The following is a 17,622-nucleotide window of genomic DNA, read 5'->3' as shown; positions in this document are numbered from 1 at the left end:
GATGTTCGGCTGTATGAATAAGCTTTCCAGGCTCGGGGCGGCGTTGATGCTGCTCGTGGGCAACCCGGCGGTAGCGGCCATGGGGCCGTTCGATGTCTACGAACAAGCGTTGCGTAATGACCCGGTGTTCCTCGGCGCCATCAAGGAGCGCGATGCCGGCCTTGAGAACCGCGCCATCGGCCGCGCCGGGCTGCTGCCGAAACTGGGTTACAACTACAACAAGGGCCGCAACAACTCCAAGGTCACCTACCTCAACGAGCGAGGGCAAAACCAGAGCGATGACCGCAATTACAGCAGTTACGGCTCCAGCCTGACCCTGCAACAGCCGCTGCTCGACTACGAGGCCTACGCGGCTTATCGCAAAGGTGTGGCGCAGGCACTGTTCGCCGATGAAAGCTTTCGCGGCAAAAGCCAGCAATTGCTGGTGCGGGTGCTGGAAAACTACACCAAGGCGCTGTTCGCCCAGGACCAGATCGACATCGCCCAGGCCAGGAAAAAAGCCTACGAGCAGCAGTTCCAGCAAAACGAGCAGATGTTCCGTCAGGGCGAAGGCACGCGCACCGACATTCTTGAAGCCGAATCGCGCTACGAACTGGCCACCGCCGAGGAAATCGAGGCGCGTAACGAACAGGATGCGTCCCTGCGCGAACTCGGGGCGCTGATCGGCGTGCCGACTGTCGACATCGTCGATCTCGCGCCGCTGGATCAGCACTTCCAGAGCTTCACCCTGCAACCGGCCAATTACGACACCTGGCACGAATTGGCGGTGGCCAACAACCCGAACCTGGCCTCCCAGCGTCAGGCCCTGGAAGTGGCGCGTTATGAGGTCGAACGCAACCGTGCCGGGCACTTGCCCAGGGTCAGTGCCTACGCCACGGTGCGCCAGAACGAGTCAGAGAGCGGCAACACCTACAACCAGCGCTATGACACCAACACCATCGGCATCGAAATCAACGTGCCGTTGTATGCCGGCGGCGGTGTCTCGGCATCGACCCGTCAGGCCAGTCGCGCGATGGAGCAGGCCGAGTACGAACTGGACGGCAAGACCCGGGACACCCTAATCCAATTGCGTCGGCAATTCAGCGCCTGCCTGTCCGGCGTGAGCAAATTGCGCGCCTACCAGAAAGCCCTGATCTCCGCCGAAGCACTGGTGATATCGACCAGGCAAAGCATTCTGGGTGGCGAACGGGTCAATCTCGATGCGCTGAACGCCGAACAACAGCTCTATACCACGCGCCGCGACCTGGCCCAGGCCCGCTACGACTACCTGATGGCCTGGACGAAATTGCACTACTACGCCGGAACCCTGAATGAGCAGGATCTGGCCAGGGTTGATGAGGCATTCGGACAAGGCCCGAGGCCCCGCTAACCCCACCTTTTTCCGTAGCAGCTGGCGAAGCCGGCGTTCGGCTGCGCAGCAGTCGTGGATTCAGACAATGCGGTCCACCAGGTAGATCGCGTGCACAGGTTTTACGACTGCTGCGCAGCCGAACGCAGGCTTCGCCAGCTGCTACGACATCCGGGAACGGATGCGCCGGTTGTGAGCGATCTCTGACAATTCCAACAACGAGAGAGGCAATACCCATGGGTGTGTACGACTACAAGAACCTCGGCGCAACGGATGCCAAAGCGCTGTTTTCCGACGCGATGGCAATCACGCTGTATTCCTATCACAACCTCGATAACGGCTTTGCCACCGGTTATCAGCACAACGGATTCGGCCTTGGCCTGCCGGCGACGCTGGTGACGGCGTTGATCGGCGGTACCGATTCCCAAGGCGTGATCCCCGGCATTCCCTGGAACCCCGATTCGGAAAAAGCCGCACTCGCCGCCGTGCAGAAAGCCGGTTGGACTCCTGTCACCGCCGCGCAGTTGGGCTATGACGGCAAAGTCGACGCACGGGGAACCTTCTTCGGTGAAAAGGCCGGCTACACCAGCGCCCAGGTGGAGATTCTCGGCAAATACGACGCCCAGGGGCACCTCACGGAAATCGGCATCGCCTTTCGCGGTACCAGCGGTCCACGGGAAAACCAGATCAGCGACTCCATCGGCGACGTGATCAATGACCTGCTGGCGGCGCTGGGCCCGAAGGATTACGCGAAAAACTACGTGGGTGAAGCATTCGGCACGTTGCTGGCGGACGTTGCCGCATTTGCGCGGGCCAACGGTCTGTCCGGCAAGGATGTGCTGGTCAGTGGCCACAGCCTCGGCGGCCTGGCGGTCAACAGCCTGGCGGATTTGAGCAGCGATAAATGGGGCGGTTTTTTCCAGGACTCAAACTACATCGCCTACGCCTCGCCGACTCAAAGCAGCAGCGACAAAGTACTGAACGTCGGCTATGAAAACGACCCGGTGTTCCGCGCCCTCGACGGCTCGGCGTTCAACCCGTCATCGGTCGGCGTGCACGACGCCGATCAAGCCTCGGCCACCAACAACATCGTCAGCTTCAATGACCACTACGCATCGACCGCCTGGAATCTGTTGCCGTTTTCCATCCTTAACATTCCGACCTGGATTTCGCATTTGCCCACCGCTTATGGCGACGGTATGAACCGGGTGATCGAGTCAAAGTTCTACGACCTCACCAGCAAGGACTCGACCATCATCGTGGCCAACCTCTCGGACCCGGCACGGGCCAATACCTGGGTGCAGGATCTCAATCGCAACGCTGAAACCCACAAGGGCAGCACGTTCATCATCGGCAGTGACGGCAATGACCTGATCCAGGGCGGCAAGGGCAACGACTATCTGGAAGGTCGCGACGGCAACGACACCTTCCGGGATGCCGGTGGCTACAACATCCTGTTGGGCGGCAAGGGTTACAACGTGCTCGACTTGCAGCAGTCAGTGAAGAATTTCGACTTTGCCAACGATGGCGCCGGCAACCTGTACATTCGCGATGCCAATGGCGGTATCAGCATGACCCGCGACATTGGCAGCATCGTGAGCAAGGAACCGGGCTTCCTGTGGGGGATGTTCAAGGATGACGTGACCCACAGCGTCACAGCCAACGGGCTTGCGGTGGGCAATCAGTTGACTGACTACGCGTCGTCGGTGAAGGGCGGAGCGGGGAATGACACCTTGAAGGCGCAGGCAACCGGCGACTGGTTGTTCGGCCTCGACGGCAATGATCATTTGATCGGCGGCAAAGGCAACGACGTGTTCGTCGGTGGGACAGGCAACGACCTGCTGGAATCGGGTGGCGGGATCGATACATTCCTGTTCAGCGGCGCGTTTGGCCACGACCGGGTACTCGGCTATCAGGCGAACGACAAACTGGTGTTTCTCGGGGTGCAGGGCGTGATGCCGAACGACGACTTCCGGGCCCATGCCACGGCAGTGGGACAGGATACCGTGCTGACGTTTGGCAATGACTCAGTGACGCTGGTGGGAGTGGGGCTGGACAGTTTGTCGGGAGCGGGGATTGTGATTGCCTAAGGGTAATGAGGCGCCGGTAAGGGCCTCTTCGCAAGCAGGCTCCCTCGGCACAGATACAGTGTTCGTCCTTAGGTGAACAGCATTACGCCTTTCAGGCGGTGCTTTGTCGTTACTGACAGGTTCATGGAATTTTATTGATTAGCGCAGCACCCTGGTTCCGGACATTGCCAACGGCCTTGTCCACCTTGTACCACTCGAATATGTCACTGACCTCGCCCTGGGATAACGCCATTTCCTCGGCGCGTTCCTTGGGCGTGTCCGGGTCCAGCCATTCCCGCGCCAGCTTGGGCGAGAACACCACTGGTCGTCGGTCATGCACGTCAAGCATCCCACCTGCGCTGTCGGCGGTGAGGATCACGAAGCCGTCGTGCTCCCGGTGAGGGGCTCCGCCGATGGGGTACTGGCCGATGGCCGCGCAGAAAACCGGGGCGTGATCCCGTCGGCGGATCAGCCAGGGTTGCTTCGTCGAATCGTCGCTATCGACCCATTCGAACCAGTTATCAATCGGGCAGATTGCGCGATGGGGCCAGATTGTCCGGAAGTACGGGCCGTGGGCGACTTTATCGACCCGGGCATTGATCGGCTCCGTTCGATCCGTCGCCCAGTGCGGACGCCAGCCCCAACGCACCGCGTCGGCGTGCAGGCGCCCATTCTCCAGATGCAGCAGGGCGAGTTGCGTGGTGGGCGCGGCGTTATAGTGCGCCAAGGGTTCGTTGCCAACGTGGTTGATCAGCGCGTCGGGGATGCTCAGCACCGCCACGAAGTCGTGAATCCCGCGGTATTGCGACAGTCGTCCGCACATGGCCTGGCACTCTGGTTGAGCATTTTTTTCAGTTTAGTTGGTGGCAACGAAACGGGCTTGGCAAGCACTGGAACCAAACTCTGTGTACGTTATCCAACCTCGGCCCGCCGTCTCGATGCGGGCTGACGACGGATGAACGGGCAAAGGATTCCTGCCAGTTGAAGTATCGACCGTGATGGTCTGGCCCAAGGCAAAAGATGAAACAGTTGTTCAAGTGTTTAACGGTATGCGCCTTGGCAGTGGGTCTGCTGGGCTGTATCGCTGCGCCGATTGAAATGACTCCGCAGACCGAACAGCGTCTAAGTGCACAGCCACCGATCCGGTTTCTGCTGACCTTCGATGACGGTCCCAGCGCGTCGAGCTGGTGGAATCCGACCGTCACGGTGCTTGAGAGCCTGGCGCAAAACCCGCTGCAACCGGGCATCAAAGCCGTGTTCTTCGTGCAAACCCGTGCTCCGCGGGCCGGTGGCAGCGAGTTGGGCCGGGACATCATGCGTCGCGAACATGCCGAAGGTCACATTCTGGGGTTTCACACGGCGACGCCCTGGCACACCAATCATCGCTCGCTGGAACCGCAAGAACTCGAGCAGTCCCTCACTGATGGCAGCGCCGACATTGCTGCCATCACCGGTGCCCCGCCAATCCTGCTGCGCCCGCCATTCTGGAACTACGACAAACGCACCTTTGCCGCTTATCAGCAGCATGGCCTGCATGTGCTGTTGACGGACTTGAGCGCCAATGACGGCAAGATCTGGGGCTTCAACGCCAGCCCCCGGCGCCGGTCGCACATGCTGCGCTCGATGTCCGAAGTACGCGAACGCATTGCCCGTGGCGAATTGCCGGTGGTCGATGGGGTGATTCCGGTGGTGGTGACGTTCCACGATCTCAATCGCTACACCGCCCGGCATACCCGTGAATACTTGCAGATTCTTCTCGACAGCGCCCGGGAGACCGGCGTGAAAACCGCTGACAAGCCGTTTTACGACGATCAGTCCGCGCTGCTGCGGGCTGCCATGGCGCGTACCGTGCGCGACGATTCGCAACCGGTCGAGTTGCCGGGCTTCTGGAACTGGATCTGGGGCGGAAACACCCATTGAAAAAACGTGCAGAAATGAGAGATGGAAAACACTAACCGGAATGATTTCCGGTGCAGAATCGGCAAAGTGTATCTAACCTGAAACGGATCCAATCCGATCAACTGTCGCCGAGGCAACGGCCATGGTGCCTATTTCAGTTCTTTGCAACATCGTAGAGTCCGGTTTTGAACCGCTGTCGTGCGAGTGCACGGAGAATCTCGGATTGCTGCGTATCGAAGTCTACGACCCCGTCACCGGGCGGGTGGAGCTGCTGATCAGCGGTGTCTCGACCGCCGAACTGACCAGCGTGCGCGCCATCTCTGATTTTGTCGGCGAGTTGCGTACCGAGATGAAGTCAGGGCGCCGGGCGTTTTCGGGCTGATCACTCGCTGATCCGGTGGCAACACTGACCCTGTGGCGAGGGAGCTTGCTCCCGCCGGGGTGCGCAGCAGCCCCAAAAAAAGTCATACGTTCATTTCGGCGTAACCGCGCAGTGGCTTTAGGGGCGCTGCGCACCCCAGCGGGAGCAAGCTCCCTCGCCACAGGTGATGATCACCTGTTCTATTGCTTTATGTTGTTGGCGGCAGCAGCTCATCAATCATCCGCAAACAATGGTTCAACCCCGGCGACACATCGCCCACTCGTCGGCTGAGTATGATCGGCGAGGTGGCGTTGTCTTCCAGCAGCGGGGTGAAGCCGATGTCGTCGCGGTGCAGCAATTGCACCGAGGCCGGTACCAGCGTGACTCCGATTCCTGCCCCCACCAGACCGATCGCCGTTTGCAGCTCGTTCGTCCATTGCGCGACGTGGATGCTCACGCCGTAGGACTCAAACAGGGCAATCACATGGTCGGCGTAACTCGGCCGTGGATTGCCGGGGTACAGCACAAAGGGTTCCTTCGCCAGTTCCCGCAGGCTGATGGGGCCGGCGAGCAACGGGTGGCCGGCGGGCAGGGCGGCGACCAGGCGGTCTTCGGTCAGCACGGTCTGGACGATAGCGGGGTCGTCAATGCGGATGCGGCCGAAGCCGATGTCGATGCGTCCGGCCTTGAGCGCCTGCACCTGCTGCAAGGTGGTCATTTCCGACAGCCCCAACTCCAGCTCCAGCGGCTCGTCGCTGCGTAACCGCCGGATCAGTTCCGGCAGCACGCCATACAAGGTCGATGGCGCAAAACCGATACCCAGCCAGGTTTTCTCACCCAGCCCGATACGCCGGGTGTTGTCGCAGACCTTGTTCAATTGTTCGAGCAGGGCGGTGGAGTGCTCATGGAAAAACCGCCCGGCGTCGGTCAGCTTCAGCGGTCGGCCGCGCTCCAGCAACATCACCCCCAGTTCATCTTCCAGTTGCTGGATCTGCCGGCTCAAGGGCGGTTGGGCGATGTGCAAGCGCTCGGCGGCGCGAGTGAAGTTGAGGGTTTGAGCCAGCACCTGAAAGTAACGCAGGTGACGCAGTTCCATGGGGCCTCCGGATTTTCAATTGAATACCTTTTAGGTATCAAGCCAGACCAATTCTATATTGGCCGCCCGGAAAAAGCCGTATGAGAATCCGACTCAGAACTTCAAGAACCTGACGGGTATCGAAATGCTTGCAACAGCCATTGAATCGATCGAGACGATCATCGTCGATCTGCCGACCATCCGCCCGCACAAGCTGGCGATGCACACCATGCAGAACCAGACCCTGGTGATCATTCGCGTGCGTTGCGCCGACGGCATCGAAGGCATCGGCGAATCCACCACCATCGGTGGCCTGGCCTACGGCAATGAAAGCCCGGACAGCATCAAGACCAACATCGACACGCACTTCGCAGCGCTGTTGATCGGCCAGGACAGCAGCAACGTCAACGCCGCCATGCTGCGCCTGGAACGCAGCATCCGTGGTAACACCTTCGCCAAATCCGGTATCGAAACCGCGCTGCTCGACGCCCAGGGCAAACGCCTGGGCCTGCCGGTCAGCGAATTGCTCGGTGGCCGTGTTCGCGATGCGCTGCCCGTAGCCTGGACCCTGGCCAGCGGCGACACCGGGAAAGACATCGCCGAAGCGGAAAAAATGCTCGACCTGCGCCGCCACCGCATCTTCAAACTGAAAATCGGTGCCGGCGAGGTCAATCGTGACCTGGCCCATGTGATTGCCATCAAGAAAGCCCTGGGTGACCGCGCCAGCGTGCGGGTCGACGTCAATCAGGCCTGGGATGAAGCGGTGGCGCTGCGGGCCTGCCGGATCCTCGGCAGCAATGGCATCGATTTGATCGAGCAGCCGATTTCGCGCAACAACCGCGCCGGCATGGCCCGCCTGAATGCCATGAGCCCGGCGCCGATCATGGCCGACGAATCCATCGAATGCGTGGAAGATGCGTTCAACCTAGCCCGCGAAGGCGCGGCCTCGGTGTTCGCCCTGAAGATTGCCAAGAATGGTGGCCCGCGTGCTGTGTTGCGCACCGCCTGCATCGCTGAAGCAGCCGGTATCGCCCTTTACGGTGGCACCATGCTCGAAGGTGGAATCGGCACCATGGCCTCGGCCCATGCTTTCGTCACCCTGAACAAACTGGCGTGGGACACCGAACTGTTCGGCCCGCTGCTGCTGACCGAAGACATTCTCAGCGAGCCGCTGGTGTATCGCGATTTTGAACTGCACGTGCCGAAAACACCGGGTCTGGGCCTGAGCCTGGATGAAGAGCGCCTGGCGTTCTTCCGTCGCGACAAGACCACTCATCAAGCCTGAGGAGAGCATTATGCTGTTTCACGTAAAAATGACCGTGAACCTGCCGGTCGACATGAATCCGGAGGCGGCGGCCACACTCAAGGCTGACGAAAAAGCCCTGGCCCAGCGCCTGCAAGAACAGGGCAAGTGGCGCCACCTGTGGCGCATCGCCGGGCACTACGCCAACTACAGCGTGTTCGATGTCGACAGCGTTCAGGAATTGCATGACCTGCTGATGCAATTGCCGTTGTTTCCGTACATGGCCATCGAAATCGACGCGATGTGCCGGCATCCTTCTTCCATTCGCGACGATGACCGCTGAGCCCAGCCTGCTCAGCTCGCTACGCTAATAATTACAAGATGAGGAACCCTGCAAAATGAACGTCAAGATTTCCCACACTGCCGAAGTCCAGAAATTTCTCGAAGAAGCCAGCGGCCTGCTCAACGACGCCGGCAATCCACGGACCAAAGCGCTGGTCTATCGCATCCTGCGTGACTCGGTGAACATCATCGAAGACCTGGCCGTGACCCCGGAAGAGTTCTGGAAAGCCGTCAACTACCTCAACGTGCTGGGCGCACGTCAGGAGGCCGGGCTGGTGGTGGCCGGGCTCGGCCTGGAGCATTACCTCGACCTGCTGATGGACGCCGAAGATGAGCAGGCCGGCAAATCCGGCGGCACGCCGCGCACCATCGAAGGCCCGCTGTACGTGGCCGGTGCTCCGCTGTCGGTCGGCGAAGCGCGCCTCGACGATGGCGTCGATCCGGGCGTGACCCTGTTCATGCAAGGTCGCGTGTTCAACACCGCTGGCGAACCCCTGGCCGGTGCCGTGGTGGATGTCTGGCACGCCAACACCGGTGGTACTTACTCGTACTTCGATACCACACAGTCGGAGTTCAACCTGCGTCGCCGTATCGTTACCGATGCCGAAGGCCGCTATCGTTTCCGCAGCATCGTGCCGTCGGGTTATGGCTGCCCTCCGGACGGTCCGACCCAGCAACTGCTCGATCAACTGGGCCGTCATGGCCAGCGTCCGGCGCACATTCACTTCTTTATTTCGGCAGCGGATCATCGCCACCTGACCACCCAGATCAACCTCGATGGCGATCAATACCTGCACGACGACTTCGCCTACGCCACCCGCGATGAACTGATCGCCAAAATCACCTTCAGCGACGATCAGCAGCGTGCGGCGGCCCATGGTGTGAGCGGTCGCTTTGCCGAAATCGACTTCGACTTCACCTTGCAGTCGTCTGCCCAGCCTGAGGAGCAGCAGCGCCACGAGCGGGTCCGCGCACTGGAAGACTGATAGCGCAGCCCCTTGTAGGAGCGAGCTCGCTCGCGATGGTCGTCAACGATAACGCGTGTTTACTGGCTAAACGCGGCGTTCTCAAGTCCATCGCGAGCAAGCTCGCTCCTACATGGGGTTCGGTTCTAGAATGGCCCGATACAACACATAACAACAACGAGAGTGACCTGATGATGCAAGCGCAACTATTGAGTCAGCGCAGCCGGGTGTTCGACCACGCCGACCCTTACGCGGTGTCGGGCTACGTCAATCAGCACGTCGGCAACCATTGCATCCTCATGCCCCGTGCGGGACGGCCACTGGCCAGTCTCGACCACCGCAAATTCGCCAGCCTCGACCTGTGCCGCATCAGCTACGGCGCCAGCGTGCGGGTGACGTCGGGCGCACTGGAGAACATCTATCACCTGCAAGTGTTGCTGCGCGGCAATTGCCTGTGGCGCGGGCATGGCCAGGAACATTACTTCGCCCCCGGCGAGCTGCTGTTGATCAATCCCGATGATCCGGTGGACCTGACGTACTCCAACGATTGCGAAAAATTCATCCTGAAGATTCCCACCCGGTTGTTCGAGTCCGTTTGCGATGAGCAGCGCTGGCAGTATCCGGGGCAGGGCGTGCGGTTCCTGGAGAACCGTTATCAACTGGGCGAGCTGGAAGGTTTCGTCAACCTGCTGGCGATGATTTGCCAAGAGGCCGAGGCCAGCGAGCAGATTCCCAGGGTGCAGGAGCATTACGCGCAGATCATCGCCAGCAAGATGCTGAGCCTGATGAAAACCAATGTCTGCCGCCTCGAACCGGGCTCGCAAACGGCCACGTTCGAAGCGATTGCCGATTACATCGCCAACAACCTCAAGCAGGACATCGACAGCGAAGAGCTGGCGCGCCAGGCCCACATGAGCCTGCGCTCGCTGTATGGCCTGTTCGAGCGCAATGCCGGCCTTACGCCGAAAAACTACCTGCGCCAGAAACGCCTGGAGCGCATCAACGCCTGCCTGAGCGACCCGACCTGCAACGTGCGCAACGTCACGGAAGTGGCGATGGACTACGGCTTCCTGCACCTGGGCCGGTTCTCCGACAGCTACCGCAAGCAGTTCGGCGAGTTGCCGTCGGACACCCTCAAGCGCCGGCATTGACCGGGGACTTCATACGATTTGCACAAACGCCTCGAAACCCTGTGGGAGCGGGCTTGCCCGCGAAGGCGGTGTGTCAGGCAAGATAAACGTCGACTGACACGGCCTCTTCGCGGGCAAGCCCGCTCCCACAGGTTCTGTGTAGGACCGGACAGGTATATCTCCAAGCCGGCTTCTGCCAACCCCCCCCACCCTTGCACCCTGCACAAAACGGATAAAGGTCTGCACCCCGCGGATATTCCAGTCTGCCGCCCCGTCCTAGCATGGCCCTGCCTGAACAATAACAATGGAGGCGGTGGCCATGACCCTGCGACCCGAATATTTGCATTCCCTGCTTGAAGACGATCCCGAGCAAGGCCTCTATCGCTGCAAACGCGAGATGTTCACCGACCCGCGGTTGTTCGATCTGGAGATGGAACACATCTTCGAAGGCAACTGGCTGTACCTGGCCCACGAAAGCCAGATCCCCAACATCAACGATTTCTACACCACCACCATGGGGCGCCAGTCGATCTTCATCGCGCGCAACAAGGACGGTGTGCTCAACGCCTTCATCAACGCCTGCAGCCACCGTGGCGCGACGCTGTGCCGGCACAAGTCCGGCAACAAGAGCTCCTACACCTGTCCGTTCCACGGCTGGACCTTCAACAACTCCGGCAAGCTGCTCAAGGTCAAGGATCCGGCCAACGCCGGTTATCCCACGAGCTTCAACTGCGAAGGCTCCCACGACCTGACCCGCGTCGCGCGGTTCGAGTCCTATCGCGGCTTCCTGTTCGGCAGCCTGAAAGCCGATGTGCTGCCACTGGTCGAGCACCTTGGCGAGTCGGCGAAGATCATCGACATGATCGTCGACCAATCCCCCGATGGCCTGGAAGTGTTGCGCGGTTCGTCGAGCTACATCTACGAAGGCAACTGGAAGCTCACCGCCGAAAACGGCGCCGATGGCTACCACGTCAGCTCCGTGCACTGGAACTACGCCGCCACCCAGAACCAGCGCAAGCAACGCGAGGCCGGCGACAGCAACCCGACCATGAGCGCCGGCAGTTGGGCCAAACAGGGCGGTGGTTTCTATTCCTTCGACAAGGGCCACATGCTGCTCTGGACCCGTTGGGCCAACCCCGAGGACCGTCCGCTGTACGAGCGCCGCGATGAGCTGGCGCAGGATTTCGGCAAGGCCCGCGCCGACTGGATGATCGAGAATTCGCGCAACCTGTGCCTGTACCCCAACGTGTACCTGATGGACCAGTTCAGCTCGCAGATCCGCATCGCCCGGCCGATCTCGGTCAACCGCACGGAAATCACCATTTACTGCATCGCCCCCAAAGGCGAAAGCGACCACGCGCGTTCGAGCCGGATTCGTCAGTACGAGGATTTTTTCAACGTCAGCGGCATGGCTACGCCGGACGATCTGGAAGAGTTCCGCTCCTGCCAGACCAGCTACCAGGGCAGCGTCACCACCTGGAACGACATGTCCCGTGGTGCCGAGCACTGGATCGAAGGCGCCGATGAGGCGGCCAGGGAAATCGATCTGCATCCGCTGCTCAGCGGCGTACGCACCGAAGACGAAGGCCTGTTCGTGCTGCAACACAAGTACTGGCAGCAGACCATGCTCAAGGCCCTTGCTGCCGAGCAGTCGAAACTGATCGCCGTGGAGGACGTGCAATGACCATATCCTTTGACTCCGTGCGCGACTTTCTCTACCGCGAAGCGCGCTACCTCGACGACCGCCAGTGGGACGAATGGCTGGAGCTGTACGCACCGGATGCGACGTTCTGGATGCCATCGTGGGACGACAATGACGAGTTGACCGAAGATCCACAGCGGGAAATCTCGCTGATCTGGTACGGCAACCGCACCGGCCTGGAAGACCGCGTCTTCCGCATCAAGACCGAGCGCTCCAGCGCCAGCGTGCCGGACACTCGCACTTCCCACAACATCAGCAACATCGAGCTGCTCGAACAGGCCGACGGTTTGTGCAAGGTGCGTTTCAACTGGCACACCCTGAGCTTTCGCTACAAGACCGTCGACAGCTATTTCGGTAGCAGTTTCTACACCCTCGACGTGCGCGGTGAAAACCCGCTGATCCTGGCCAAGAAAGTGATCCTGAAGAACGACTACGTTCGTCAGGTCATCGATGTTTACCACCTGTGAGGCGGCCGTCATGACCCATTCCATTGCGTTCAATTTTGAAGACGGCGTCACCCGGTTCATCGACGCCAATGCCGGCGAAACCGTGGCCGATGCCGCGTACCGCCAAGGCATCAATATCCCGCTGGACTGCCGCGACGGCGCCTGCGGCACCTGCAAGTGTTTTGCCGAAGCCGGCACCTACGATCTGGGCGAGGAGTACATCGAAGACGCCCTCAGCCCAGAAGAGGCCGCGCAGGGTTTTGTCCTGACCTGCCAGATGCGTGCCCGGAGCGATTGCGTGGTACGGGTGCCGACGTCCTCGGAAGTCTGCCGTACCCGCCAGTCCAGCTACGACGCGACCATCAGCGCCGTGCGCCAACTGTCCGACAGCACCATCGCGCTGTCGATCAAGGGCGAAGCGCTGAGCAAACTGGCGTTCCTGCCAGGGCAATATGTGAACCTGGGGATTCCCGGCAGCGCGCAGACCCGTGCCTATTCGTTCAGTTCGTTGCAGCGCGACGGCGAGGTCAGTTTCCTGATTCGCAACGTGCCGGGCGGCTTGATGAGCAGTTTCCTGACCGGCATGGCCAAGGCCGGCGACAGCATGAGCCTGGCCGGGCCGTTGGGCAGTTTCTACCTGCGCGACATCCGTCGGCCGCTGTTGCTGCTGGCCGGTGGCACCGGGCTGGCGCCGTTCACCGCGATGCTGGAGAAAATCGCCGAGCAGGGCAGTGATCATCCGCTGCATCTGATCTATGGCGTGACCCACGATTTCGACCTGGTGGAAATCGACCGACTCGAAGCTTTTGCCGCGCGCATCCCCAACTTCACTTTCAGCGCCTGCGTCGCCAGCCCCGAGAGCCAACACCCGCTCAAGGGCTACGTGACCCAGCACATCGAGCCAAAACATTTGAACGATGGCGACGTCGATGTGTACCTGTGCGGCCCGCCGCCGATGGTCGAGGCGGTCAGCCAGTTCATTCGCGAGCAAGGCATTGCGCCTGCGAACTTCTACTACGAAAAATTCGCCGCCAGCGCGGCTTGAGTCGATCCAATGTGGGAGCGGGCTTGCTCGCGAAGAGGCCGGAACATTCAGCATTGATGTCGTTTGTCAGTCCGCTTTCGCGAGCAAGCCCGCTCCCACAGGATTGGGTTTCGACCGATATATCGTCATTGACCGATGAGGTACACATGAACAGATTTCACGAAAAAGTCGCACTGATCACCGGCGCCGCCCAAGGCATCGGGCAGCGGGTGGCCGAGCGCATGGCCGCAGAAGGGGCGAAGCTGATCCTGGTGGACCGTTCCGACCTGGTGTTCGAAGTGCAGCAACAGCTGGCGTCGACCACCCAGGTTCTGGCCCTGACCGCCGACCTTGAGCAATACGAGGAATGCAGCCGGGTGATGCAAACCGCCGTCGAGCGCTTCGATCGTCTTGACGTGCTGATCAATAACGTCGGCGGCACGATCTGGGCCAAGCCGTTCGAGCACTATGAAGCGTCGCAGATCGAGGCCGAGGTTCGCCGTTCGCTGTTCCCGACCTTGTGGTGTTGCCATGCTGCGCTGCCGTTCATGCTGGAGCAGGGCAGTGGTGCGATCGTCAACGTATCCTCCATCGCCACCCGCAGCCTCAACCGCGTGCCCTACGGTGCAGCAAAAGGCGGGGTGAATGCCTTGACCGCTTGTCTGGCGTTCGAAACCGCCGGTCGTGGCGTGCGGGTCAATGCCACCGCTCCTGGCGGCACCGAAGCACCGCCGCGACGTATACCCCGCAACGGTGCCGAGCAGAGTGAGGAGGAAAAACTCTGGTATCAGCAGATCGTCGACCAGACCCTCGACAGCAGTTTGATGAAACGCTACGGCACCCTGGATGAGCAGGCGGGGGCTATTCTGTTCCTGGCCAGCGACGAAGCGTCCTATATCACCGGCATGGTCATGCCCGTGGGCGGCGGCGATCAAGGCTGACGCGAGCGACAGACAATCCCGTCCGCAAACAACGGAGTCATGGTGATGAGTGATAAACCCACGATCGTGCTGGTCCATGGTTTCTGGGGCGGCGCTGCCCATTGGAACAAGGTCATCGTCAAATTGCTCAGCCGGGGCGACACGCACATTCGTGCTGTCGAGTTGCCGCTGACGTCCTTGGCCGAGGATGCCGAGCGTACGCGCAAGATGGTCGCCCAGGTGCCCGGTCCGGTGCTGCTGGTGGGGCATTCCTATGGCGGCGCGGTGATCACTGAAGCGGGTGATTTGCCGAATGTGGTCGGGCTTGTGTACATCGCCGCGTTCGCGCCGGACGCCGGTGAAAGTCCCGGCGGCATCACGCAACGGCATCTGCCTGCGGCAGCGGCAAACCTGACGCCGGATAGCGACGGTTACCTGTGGGTCAAGCCGGAGCTCTACCATGAAAGCTTCTGTCAGGACCTGCCGGCGACCGAAGGGTTGGTGATGGGGCTTACCCAGAAGGCGCCGCTGGCGAGTACCTTCGGTGACACCATTGGCACGGTGGCCTGGAAGAAAAAGCCATCGTGGTATCAGATTTCGACCGCAGACCGGATGATCGCGCCACAAAACCAGCAATGGATGGCGGCGCGGCTGAATGCCCGGGAAATTCTGACGTTGAATGCCAGCCATGCGTCTTTGGCGTCAATGCCCGCCGAAGTGGCGGCATTCATCGACAGGGCAGCGACGGCGCTGGCCAAGGGTTAGGATCCAGGTTCAATCGGATTCGGGAATCTTCATGGCGATGTCTGGTCGGTATTTTGGAGAAGGGTGGGTGTAAGGTAAGCAAGTCAACCTGAGAGCACTGCCCAGGAGGAGGTGACTATGAGCGTTCCGATGCTGAACAAAATGCACATGAACGGCTATGACGTGCTCAGCGTGAGCAATGGGCCTTGGCGGGTATGTACCCGGGGTGACCGACTGGGTTCATTTGACACTCGGGAAGAAGCACTGGCGTTTGCCGCGTCGCTGCCCGGCTACAGGGCTCGTGCCGGCAGGCCTGCGCGCAGCCATCAAGCTAAGTGAAGCCCAACCGAAGCCCCGGTTCTACGGCAATCTCCTGTAGGAGCGAGCTCGCTCGCGATGGTCGCTAACGATAACGCGTGTTTCCTGACTAAACTCGGCGCGCTTGAGTCCATCGCGAGCAAGCTCGCTCCTACAGGGCGCTAGTAGCCACCGCCACCGCTGGGGCGTGAGGGTTCTCGGGCCTTTTGCTGCATGTGGCTCCATTCCGCGCACGTCATAAAGCTTTTGTGGTCGACCATGCCCCGGCCGTCAAAGCTGACATTGAACGTTTGTTGATGGCCGGACTGAGTCAGTTTGTAGTCAAAGCACGTACCGGGTTCGGCGGTACGATCGCTGATCGCCAGCGGCTGGCCGCCGATTTGCCGGACTTGCTCCTGGGTCATGCCGGTGCCGACCTTCGCCACCAGCGGCTGGTTCTGGTAGATCGAGTTGGTGCTGCAGCCTGCCAACGCGGTCAGTGCGACGACCAGCGTGAATAGAGGCCTGTTCATGGCAGCGCTCCCGCTATTGAGCCTTGTTGCGGCTAATGACCTTGGCTTTCACTTCCTCGGCATAGCCGGACAGTTTCTCTTCATCGCCCTGAAACAAAGAACACAGTCTCTGAACGGCTTGCGCGTCAGCTTCGTTGCCGAGCAGGCGCAATTGCTCCTCTATGCGAAGAAGCTCCACTGCCGACCAGCGTAAATCTGACGCAAGCCCTTGCAGATCACGCCGAAGCTGCTGTTCCGATTCGTTAAGCCACATGATGACCTCCTGAATACTGCACACCAGAATTTTAGACCTGTTTACCCGACCGGATGTTGTGTTCGTCTGAATCAGCGGGGTTTCCTTTGGTCGGGAAAATAAACGCGAGCGTGAAAGTACGCTGTCCTACTCAAGAAAGATGGATGGCTTATCTGAACTCAAGGAACTAACGAGGGGAGCCGATATCAATGACAGTCGCTGAATCGTCGGGGATGGATGTACGGACGACGGCGAGCTACATTTTCTTTATTTCGAATTTAAGGAAGCAGCATGCGAATGTTGATGGGGGGAGTCGTGCTGGCGTTGCTGGCCGGATGTTCATTGCCGGCTTCGCTGGTGCCGGGCGAGCCGAATGTCAGCAAGCACAGTGAGAAAACGCCAAAAGAGTATGCGGCGTGCGTTTTGCCAGCCTGGCAAAAGGAAGTACCGAATACGACCCAGGTTTCGATATCCAACGGATTCCGGATCACCGCGCCCAGCGTGATCACGGCCGACGAAGTGCTGGATATTGTGAAGTACAAAAACGGCAGTCAGGTTTCGCTGTACCAGGGGCCACCGTGGGCCAAATCCGGCGACCTGCGTAAAATCGTGCGCGACTGTTTGTAAAAACAGGAAAACGAAAATCGGGGCGTCACGCCGGCAATAACGTGACGGTGCTGCGGCCTTGCTGATCCCGATTGCCTGATACGTTCGCCGACGCGTCTGCACAAAAAATCCCGTCCAGGTCTTCCTGGGCGGGATTTTTTTGCGCGCCATTTGCCTGCATGAAATTTACCGTGTATTTTTTCATGAAATTAAAAATACAAAATTTCACGAGGCTATATGTTTCAGCAATCCACTCAGCATGTCGCCAGTTACTACGCCCATTCTTGTGCCGGTCGTCTGCTCAATCGAGCCGCGCTGGAAGGTGAGCAAGACACCGAAGTGCTAATCATCGGGGCCGGTTTCAGTGGATTGCATACGGCTTTGCGCCTGGCGCTGGCCGGCAAGCGCGTGACCTTGCTCGAGGCCAGTCGGGTGGCCTGGGCCGCTTCGGGGCGCAATGGCGGGCAGGCGATTCTCGGCTGGTCGTGCGACATGCCACCGCTGGAAGCGGCGCTGGGTTACGAACGGGCGCGGCGACTGTGGGAAGGTATGCGCTGGGCCGCGCGCGAACTGCGTGATTTGCCCGGCCGGCATGAGTTCGATTGCGACTACCGCGCCGGTCATCTCTGGACCTCGGTGATGCCGCGTCGGGTAGGCCTGCTGACGGAGTGGCAGCACGAGGCCAG

The 17,622-nt window shown here is 60.3% G+C and carries 21 protein-coding genes; 16 read left to right on the top strand and 5 right to left on the bottom strand.

Annotated elements, in window-relative coordinates:
* Nucleotide 1: 1 nt before the first annotated feature.
* Together PMI28_RS18640 and PMI28_RS18645 are read left to right on the top strand one after the other, a co-directional pair.
* A complete protein-coding gene (locus PMI28_RS18640) occupies nt 2-1,369 on the top strand; it encodes a TolC family outer membrane protein (protein WP_007985266.1) in 1,368 nt (455 codons plus the stop codon).
* Between the two features lie 215 nt (nt 1,370-1,584).
* On the top strand, nt 1,585-3,438 hold the full coding sequence (locus PMI28_RS18645; protein WP_007985264.1) for a polyurethane esterase: 1,854 nt from the start codon (nt 1,585-1,587) through the stop codon (nt 3,436-3,438).
* Between the two features lie 121 nt (nt 3,439-3,559).
* Here PMI28_RS18645 and PMI28_RS18650 read toward each other — a convergent pair whose 3' ends face one another.
* A complete protein-coding gene (locus PMI28_RS18650; protein WP_007985262.1) occupies nt 3,560-4,240 on the bottom strand; it encodes an SOS response-associated peptidase family protein in 681 nt (226 codons plus the stop codon).
* A 197-nt stretch (nt 4,241-4,437) separates the two neighbouring features.
* Between PMI28_RS18650 and PMI28_RS18655 the strand changes: the two genes are divergently transcribed.
* Together PMI28_RS18655 and PMI28_RS18660 are read left to right on the top strand one after the other, a co-directional pair.
* The gene (locus tag PMI28_RS18655) at nt 4,438-5,337 is read left to right on the top strand and encodes a polysaccharide deacetylase family protein (protein WP_007985260.1); all 900 of its coding nucleotides are present in this window, start codon (nt 4,438-4,440) and stop codon (nt 5,335-5,337) included.
* Nucleotides 5,338-5,458: 121 nt separating this feature from the next.
* Nucleotides 5,459-5,698, top strand: a complete 240-nt coding sequence (locus PMI28_RS18660) for a DUF1652 domain-containing protein (protein WP_007985257.1) — start codon at nt 5,459-5,461, stop codon at nt 5,696-5,698.
* 187 nt (nt 5,699-5,885) lie between these two features.
* Here the strand turns inward: PMI28_RS18660 and PMI28_RS18665 are convergent, their stop codons facing one another.
* Nucleotides 5,886-6,773 (bottom strand): LysR family transcriptional regulator, encoded by an 888-nt coding sequence (locus PMI28_RS18665; RefSeq protein ID WP_007985255.1) that lies wholly within the window; start codon nt 6,771-6,773, stop codon nt 5,886-5,888.
* Nucleotides 6,774-6,897: 124 nt separating this feature from the next.
* Between PMI28_RS18665 and PMI28_RS18670 the strand changes: the two genes are divergently transcribed.
* From PMI28_RS18670 to PMI28_RS18715, 10 genes are all read left to right on the top strand, one after another.
* The gene (locus PMI28_RS18670) at nt 6,898-8,037 is read left to right on the top strand and encodes a muconate cycloisomerase family protein (RefSeq protein WP_162130410.1); all 1,140 of its coding nucleotides are present in this window, start codon (nt 6,898-6,900) and stop codon (nt 8,035-8,037) included.
* 10 nt (nt 8,038-8,047) lie between these two features.
* Complete coding sequence (catC, locus tag PMI28_RS18675; protein WP_007985250.1) at nt 8,048-8,338, top strand: muconolactone Delta-isomerase; 291 nt, start codon at nt 8,048-8,050, stop codon at nt 8,336-8,338.
* A 55-nt stretch (nt 8,339-8,393) separates the two neighbouring features.
* Nucleotides 8,394-9,323 carry a catechol 1,2-dioxygenase gene (gene catA, locus PMI28_RS18680; protein ID WP_007985247.1) on the top strand — a complete coding sequence of 310 codons (930 nt, stop codon included), beginning with the start codon at nt 8,394-8,396 and terminating at the stop codon, nt 9,321-9,323.
* A gap of 170 nt (nt 9,324-9,493) precedes the next feature.
* Nucleotides 9,494-10,453 (top strand): AraC family transcriptional regulator, encoded by a 960-nt coding sequence (locus PMI28_RS18685; protein ID WP_008000514.1) that lies wholly within the window; start codon nt 9,494-9,496, stop codon nt 10,451-10,453.
* Between the two features lie 298 nt (nt 10,454-10,751).
* Entirely contained in the window at nt 10,752-12,116 is a 1,365-nt protein-coding gene (gene benA / locus PMI28_RS18690) for a benzoate 1,2-dioxygenase large subunit (RefSeq protein WP_007985243.1), read from the top strand.
* Nucleotides 12,113-12,601, top strand: a complete 489-nt coding sequence (gene benB / locus PMI28_RS18695) for a benzoate 1,2-dioxygenase small subunit (RefSeq protein ID WP_007985241.1) — start codon at nt 12,113-12,115, stop codon at nt 12,599-12,601. The genes benA and benB overlap by 4 nt, the downstream gene beginning before the upstream one ends.
* A 10-nt stretch (nt 12,602-12,611) precedes the next feature.
* Nucleotides 12,612-13,625: a benzoate 1,2-dioxygenase electron transfer component BenC gene (gene benC, locus PMI28_RS18700; RefSeq protein WP_007985238.1), complete on the top strand. Its 1,014-nt coding sequence runs from the start codon at nt 12,612-12,614 to the stop codon at nt 13,623-13,625.
* A 146-nt stretch (nt 13,626-13,771) separates the two neighbouring features.
* Complete coding sequence (locus tag PMI28_RS18705; protein ID WP_007985237.1) at nt 13,772-14,545, top strand: 1,6-dihydroxycyclohexa-2,4-diene-1-carboxylate dehydrogenase; 774 nt, start codon at nt 13,772-13,774, stop codon at nt 14,543-14,545.
* Between the two features lie 45 nt (nt 14,546-14,590).
* Entirely contained in the window at nt 14,591-15,289 is a 699-nt protein-coding gene (locus PMI28_RS18710) for an alpha/beta hydrolase (RefSeq protein ID WP_007985235.1), read from the top strand.
* A gap of 117 nt (nt 15,290-15,406) precedes the next feature.
* A complete protein-coding gene (locus PMI28_RS18715) occupies nt 15,407-15,607 on the top strand; it encodes a hypothetical protein (RefSeq protein ID WP_007985233.1) in 201 nt (66 codons plus the stop codon).
* A 140-nt stretch (nt 15,608-15,747) separates the two neighbouring features.
* Here PMI28_RS18715 and osmE read toward each other — a convergent pair whose 3' ends face one another.
* Both osmE and PMI28_RS18725 read right to left on the bottom strand, forming a co-directional pair.
* Complete coding sequence (gene osmE, locus PMI28_RS18720) at nt 15,748-16,098, bottom strand: osmotically-inducible lipoprotein OsmE (RefSeq protein ID WP_007985231.1); 351 nt, start codon at nt 16,096-16,098, stop codon at nt 15,748-15,750.
* Nucleotides 16,099-16,111: 13 nt separating this feature from the next.
* Nucleotides 16,112-16,351 carry a hypothetical protein gene (locus PMI28_RS18725; RefSeq protein ID WP_007985229.1) on the bottom strand — a complete coding sequence of 80 codons (240 nt, stop codon included), beginning with the start codon at nt 16,349-16,351 and terminating at the stop codon, nt 16,112-16,114.
* Nucleotides 16,352-16,621: 270 nt separating this feature from the next.
* On the opposite strand from PMI28_RS18725, the gene PMI28_RS18730 reads away from it, so the two are divergent.
* Entirely contained in the window at nt 16,622-16,957 is a 336-nt protein-coding gene (locus PMI28_RS18730; protein ID WP_007985227.1) for a hypothetical protein, read from the top strand.
* 25 nt (nt 16,958-16,982) lie between these two features.
* Here the strand turns inward: PMI28_RS18730 and PMI28_RS30495 are convergent, their stop codons facing one another.
* Complete coding sequence (locus PMI28_RS30495) at nt 16,983-17,141, bottom strand: hypothetical protein (protein WP_157395758.1); 159 nt, start codon at nt 17,139-17,141, stop codon at nt 16,983-16,985.
* Between the two features lie 32 nt (nt 17,142-17,173).
* Here PMI28_RS30495 and PMI28_RS18735 point away from each other — a divergent pair.
* Nucleotides 17,174-17,622, top strand: a 449-nt coding sequence (locus PMI28_RS18735; RefSeq protein WP_007985224.1) for an NAD(P)/FAD-dependent oxidoreductase, incomplete at its 3' end; no start/stop codon positions are given.

The organism is Pseudomonas sp. GM48, from assembly GCF_000282335.1.
Lineage (GTDB): Bacteria > Pseudomonadota > Gammaproteobacteria > Pseudomonadales > Pseudomonadaceae > Aquipseudomonas.
The sequence above is the reverse complement of the archived record's forward strand: the minus strand, read 5'-3'. Positions and strand labels throughout refer to the sequence as shown.

Bases quoted from the DNA above. Each gene is read 5' to 3' on its own strand.
- benC (WP_007985238.1), top strand. From the start codon at position 12,612: ATGACCCATTCCATTGCGTTCAATTTTGAAGACGGCGTCACCCGGTTC.
- benA (WP_007985243.1), top strand. From the start codon at position 10,752: ATGACCCTGCGACCCGAATATTTGCATTCCCTGCTTGAAGACGATCCC.
- PMI28_RS18725 (WP_007985229.1), bottom strand. From the start codon at position 16,351: ATGTGGCTTAACGAATCGGAACAGCAGCTTCGGCGTGATCTGCAAGGG.
- PMI28_RS30495 (WP_157395758.1), bottom strand. From the start codon at position 17,141: ATGAAAAAATACACGGTAAATTTCATGCAGGCAAATGGCGCGCAAAAA.
- catC (WP_007985250.1), top strand. From the start codon at position 8,048: ATGCTGTTTCACGTAAAAATGACCGTGAACCTGCCGGTCGACATGAAT.
- PMI28_RS18640 (WP_007985266.1), top strand. From the start codon at position 2: ATGTTCGGCTGTATGAATAAGCTTTCCAGGCTCGGGGCGGCGTTGATG.
- benB (WP_007985241.1), top strand. From the start codon at position 12,113: ATGACCATATCCTTTGACTCCGTGCGCGACTTTCTCTACCGCGAAGCG.
- PMI28_RS18715 (WP_007985233.1), top strand. From the start codon at position 15,407: ATGAGCGTTCCGATGCTGAACAAAATGCACATGAACGGCTATGACGTG.
- osmE (WP_007985231.1), bottom strand. From the start codon at position 16,098: ATGAACAGGCCTCTATTCACGCTGGTCGTCGCACTGACCGCGTTGGCA.
- PMI28_RS18655 (WP_007985260.1), top strand. From the start codon at position 4,438: ATGAAACAGTTGTTCAAGTGTTTAACGGTATGCGCCTTGGCAGTGGGT.
- PMI28_RS18665 (WP_007985255.1), bottom strand. From the start codon at position 6,773: ATGGAACTGCGTCACCTGCGTTACTTTCAGGTGCTGGCTCAAACCCTC.
- catA (WP_007985247.1), top strand. From the start codon at position 8,394: ATGAACGTCAAGATTTCCCACACTGCCGAAGTCCAGAAATTTCTCGAA.
- PMI28_RS18705 (WP_007985237.1), top strand. From the start codon at position 13,772: ATGAACAGATTTCACGAAAAAGTCGCACTGATCACCGGCGCCGCCCAA.
- PMI28_RS18730 (WP_007985227.1), top strand. From the start codon at position 16,622: ATGCGAATGTTGATGGGGGGAGTCGTGCTGGCGTTGCTGGCCGGATGT.
- PMI28_RS18710 (WP_007985235.1), top strand. From the start codon at position 14,591: ATGAGTGATAAACCCACGATCGTGCTGGTCCATGGTTTCTGGGGCGGC.
- PMI28_RS18650 (WP_007985262.1), bottom strand. From the start codon at position 4,240: ATGTGCGGACGACTGTCGCAATACCGCGGGATTCACGACTTCGTGGCG.
- PMI28_RS18685 (WP_008000514.1), top strand. From the start codon at position 9,494: ATGATGCAAGCGCAACTATTGAGTCAGCGCAGCCGGGTGTTCGACCAC.
- PMI28_RS18670 (WP_162130410.1), top strand. From the start codon at position 6,898: ATGCTTGCAACAGCCATTGAATCGATCGAGACGATCATCGTCGATCTG.
- PMI28_RS18660 (WP_007985257.1), top strand. From the start codon at position 5,459: ATGGTGCCTATTTCAGTTCTTTGCAACATCGTAGAGTCCGGTTTTGAA.
- PMI28_RS18645 (WP_007985264.1), top strand. From the start codon at position 1,585: ATGGGTGTGTACGACTACAAGAACCTCGGCGCAACGGATGCCAAAGCG.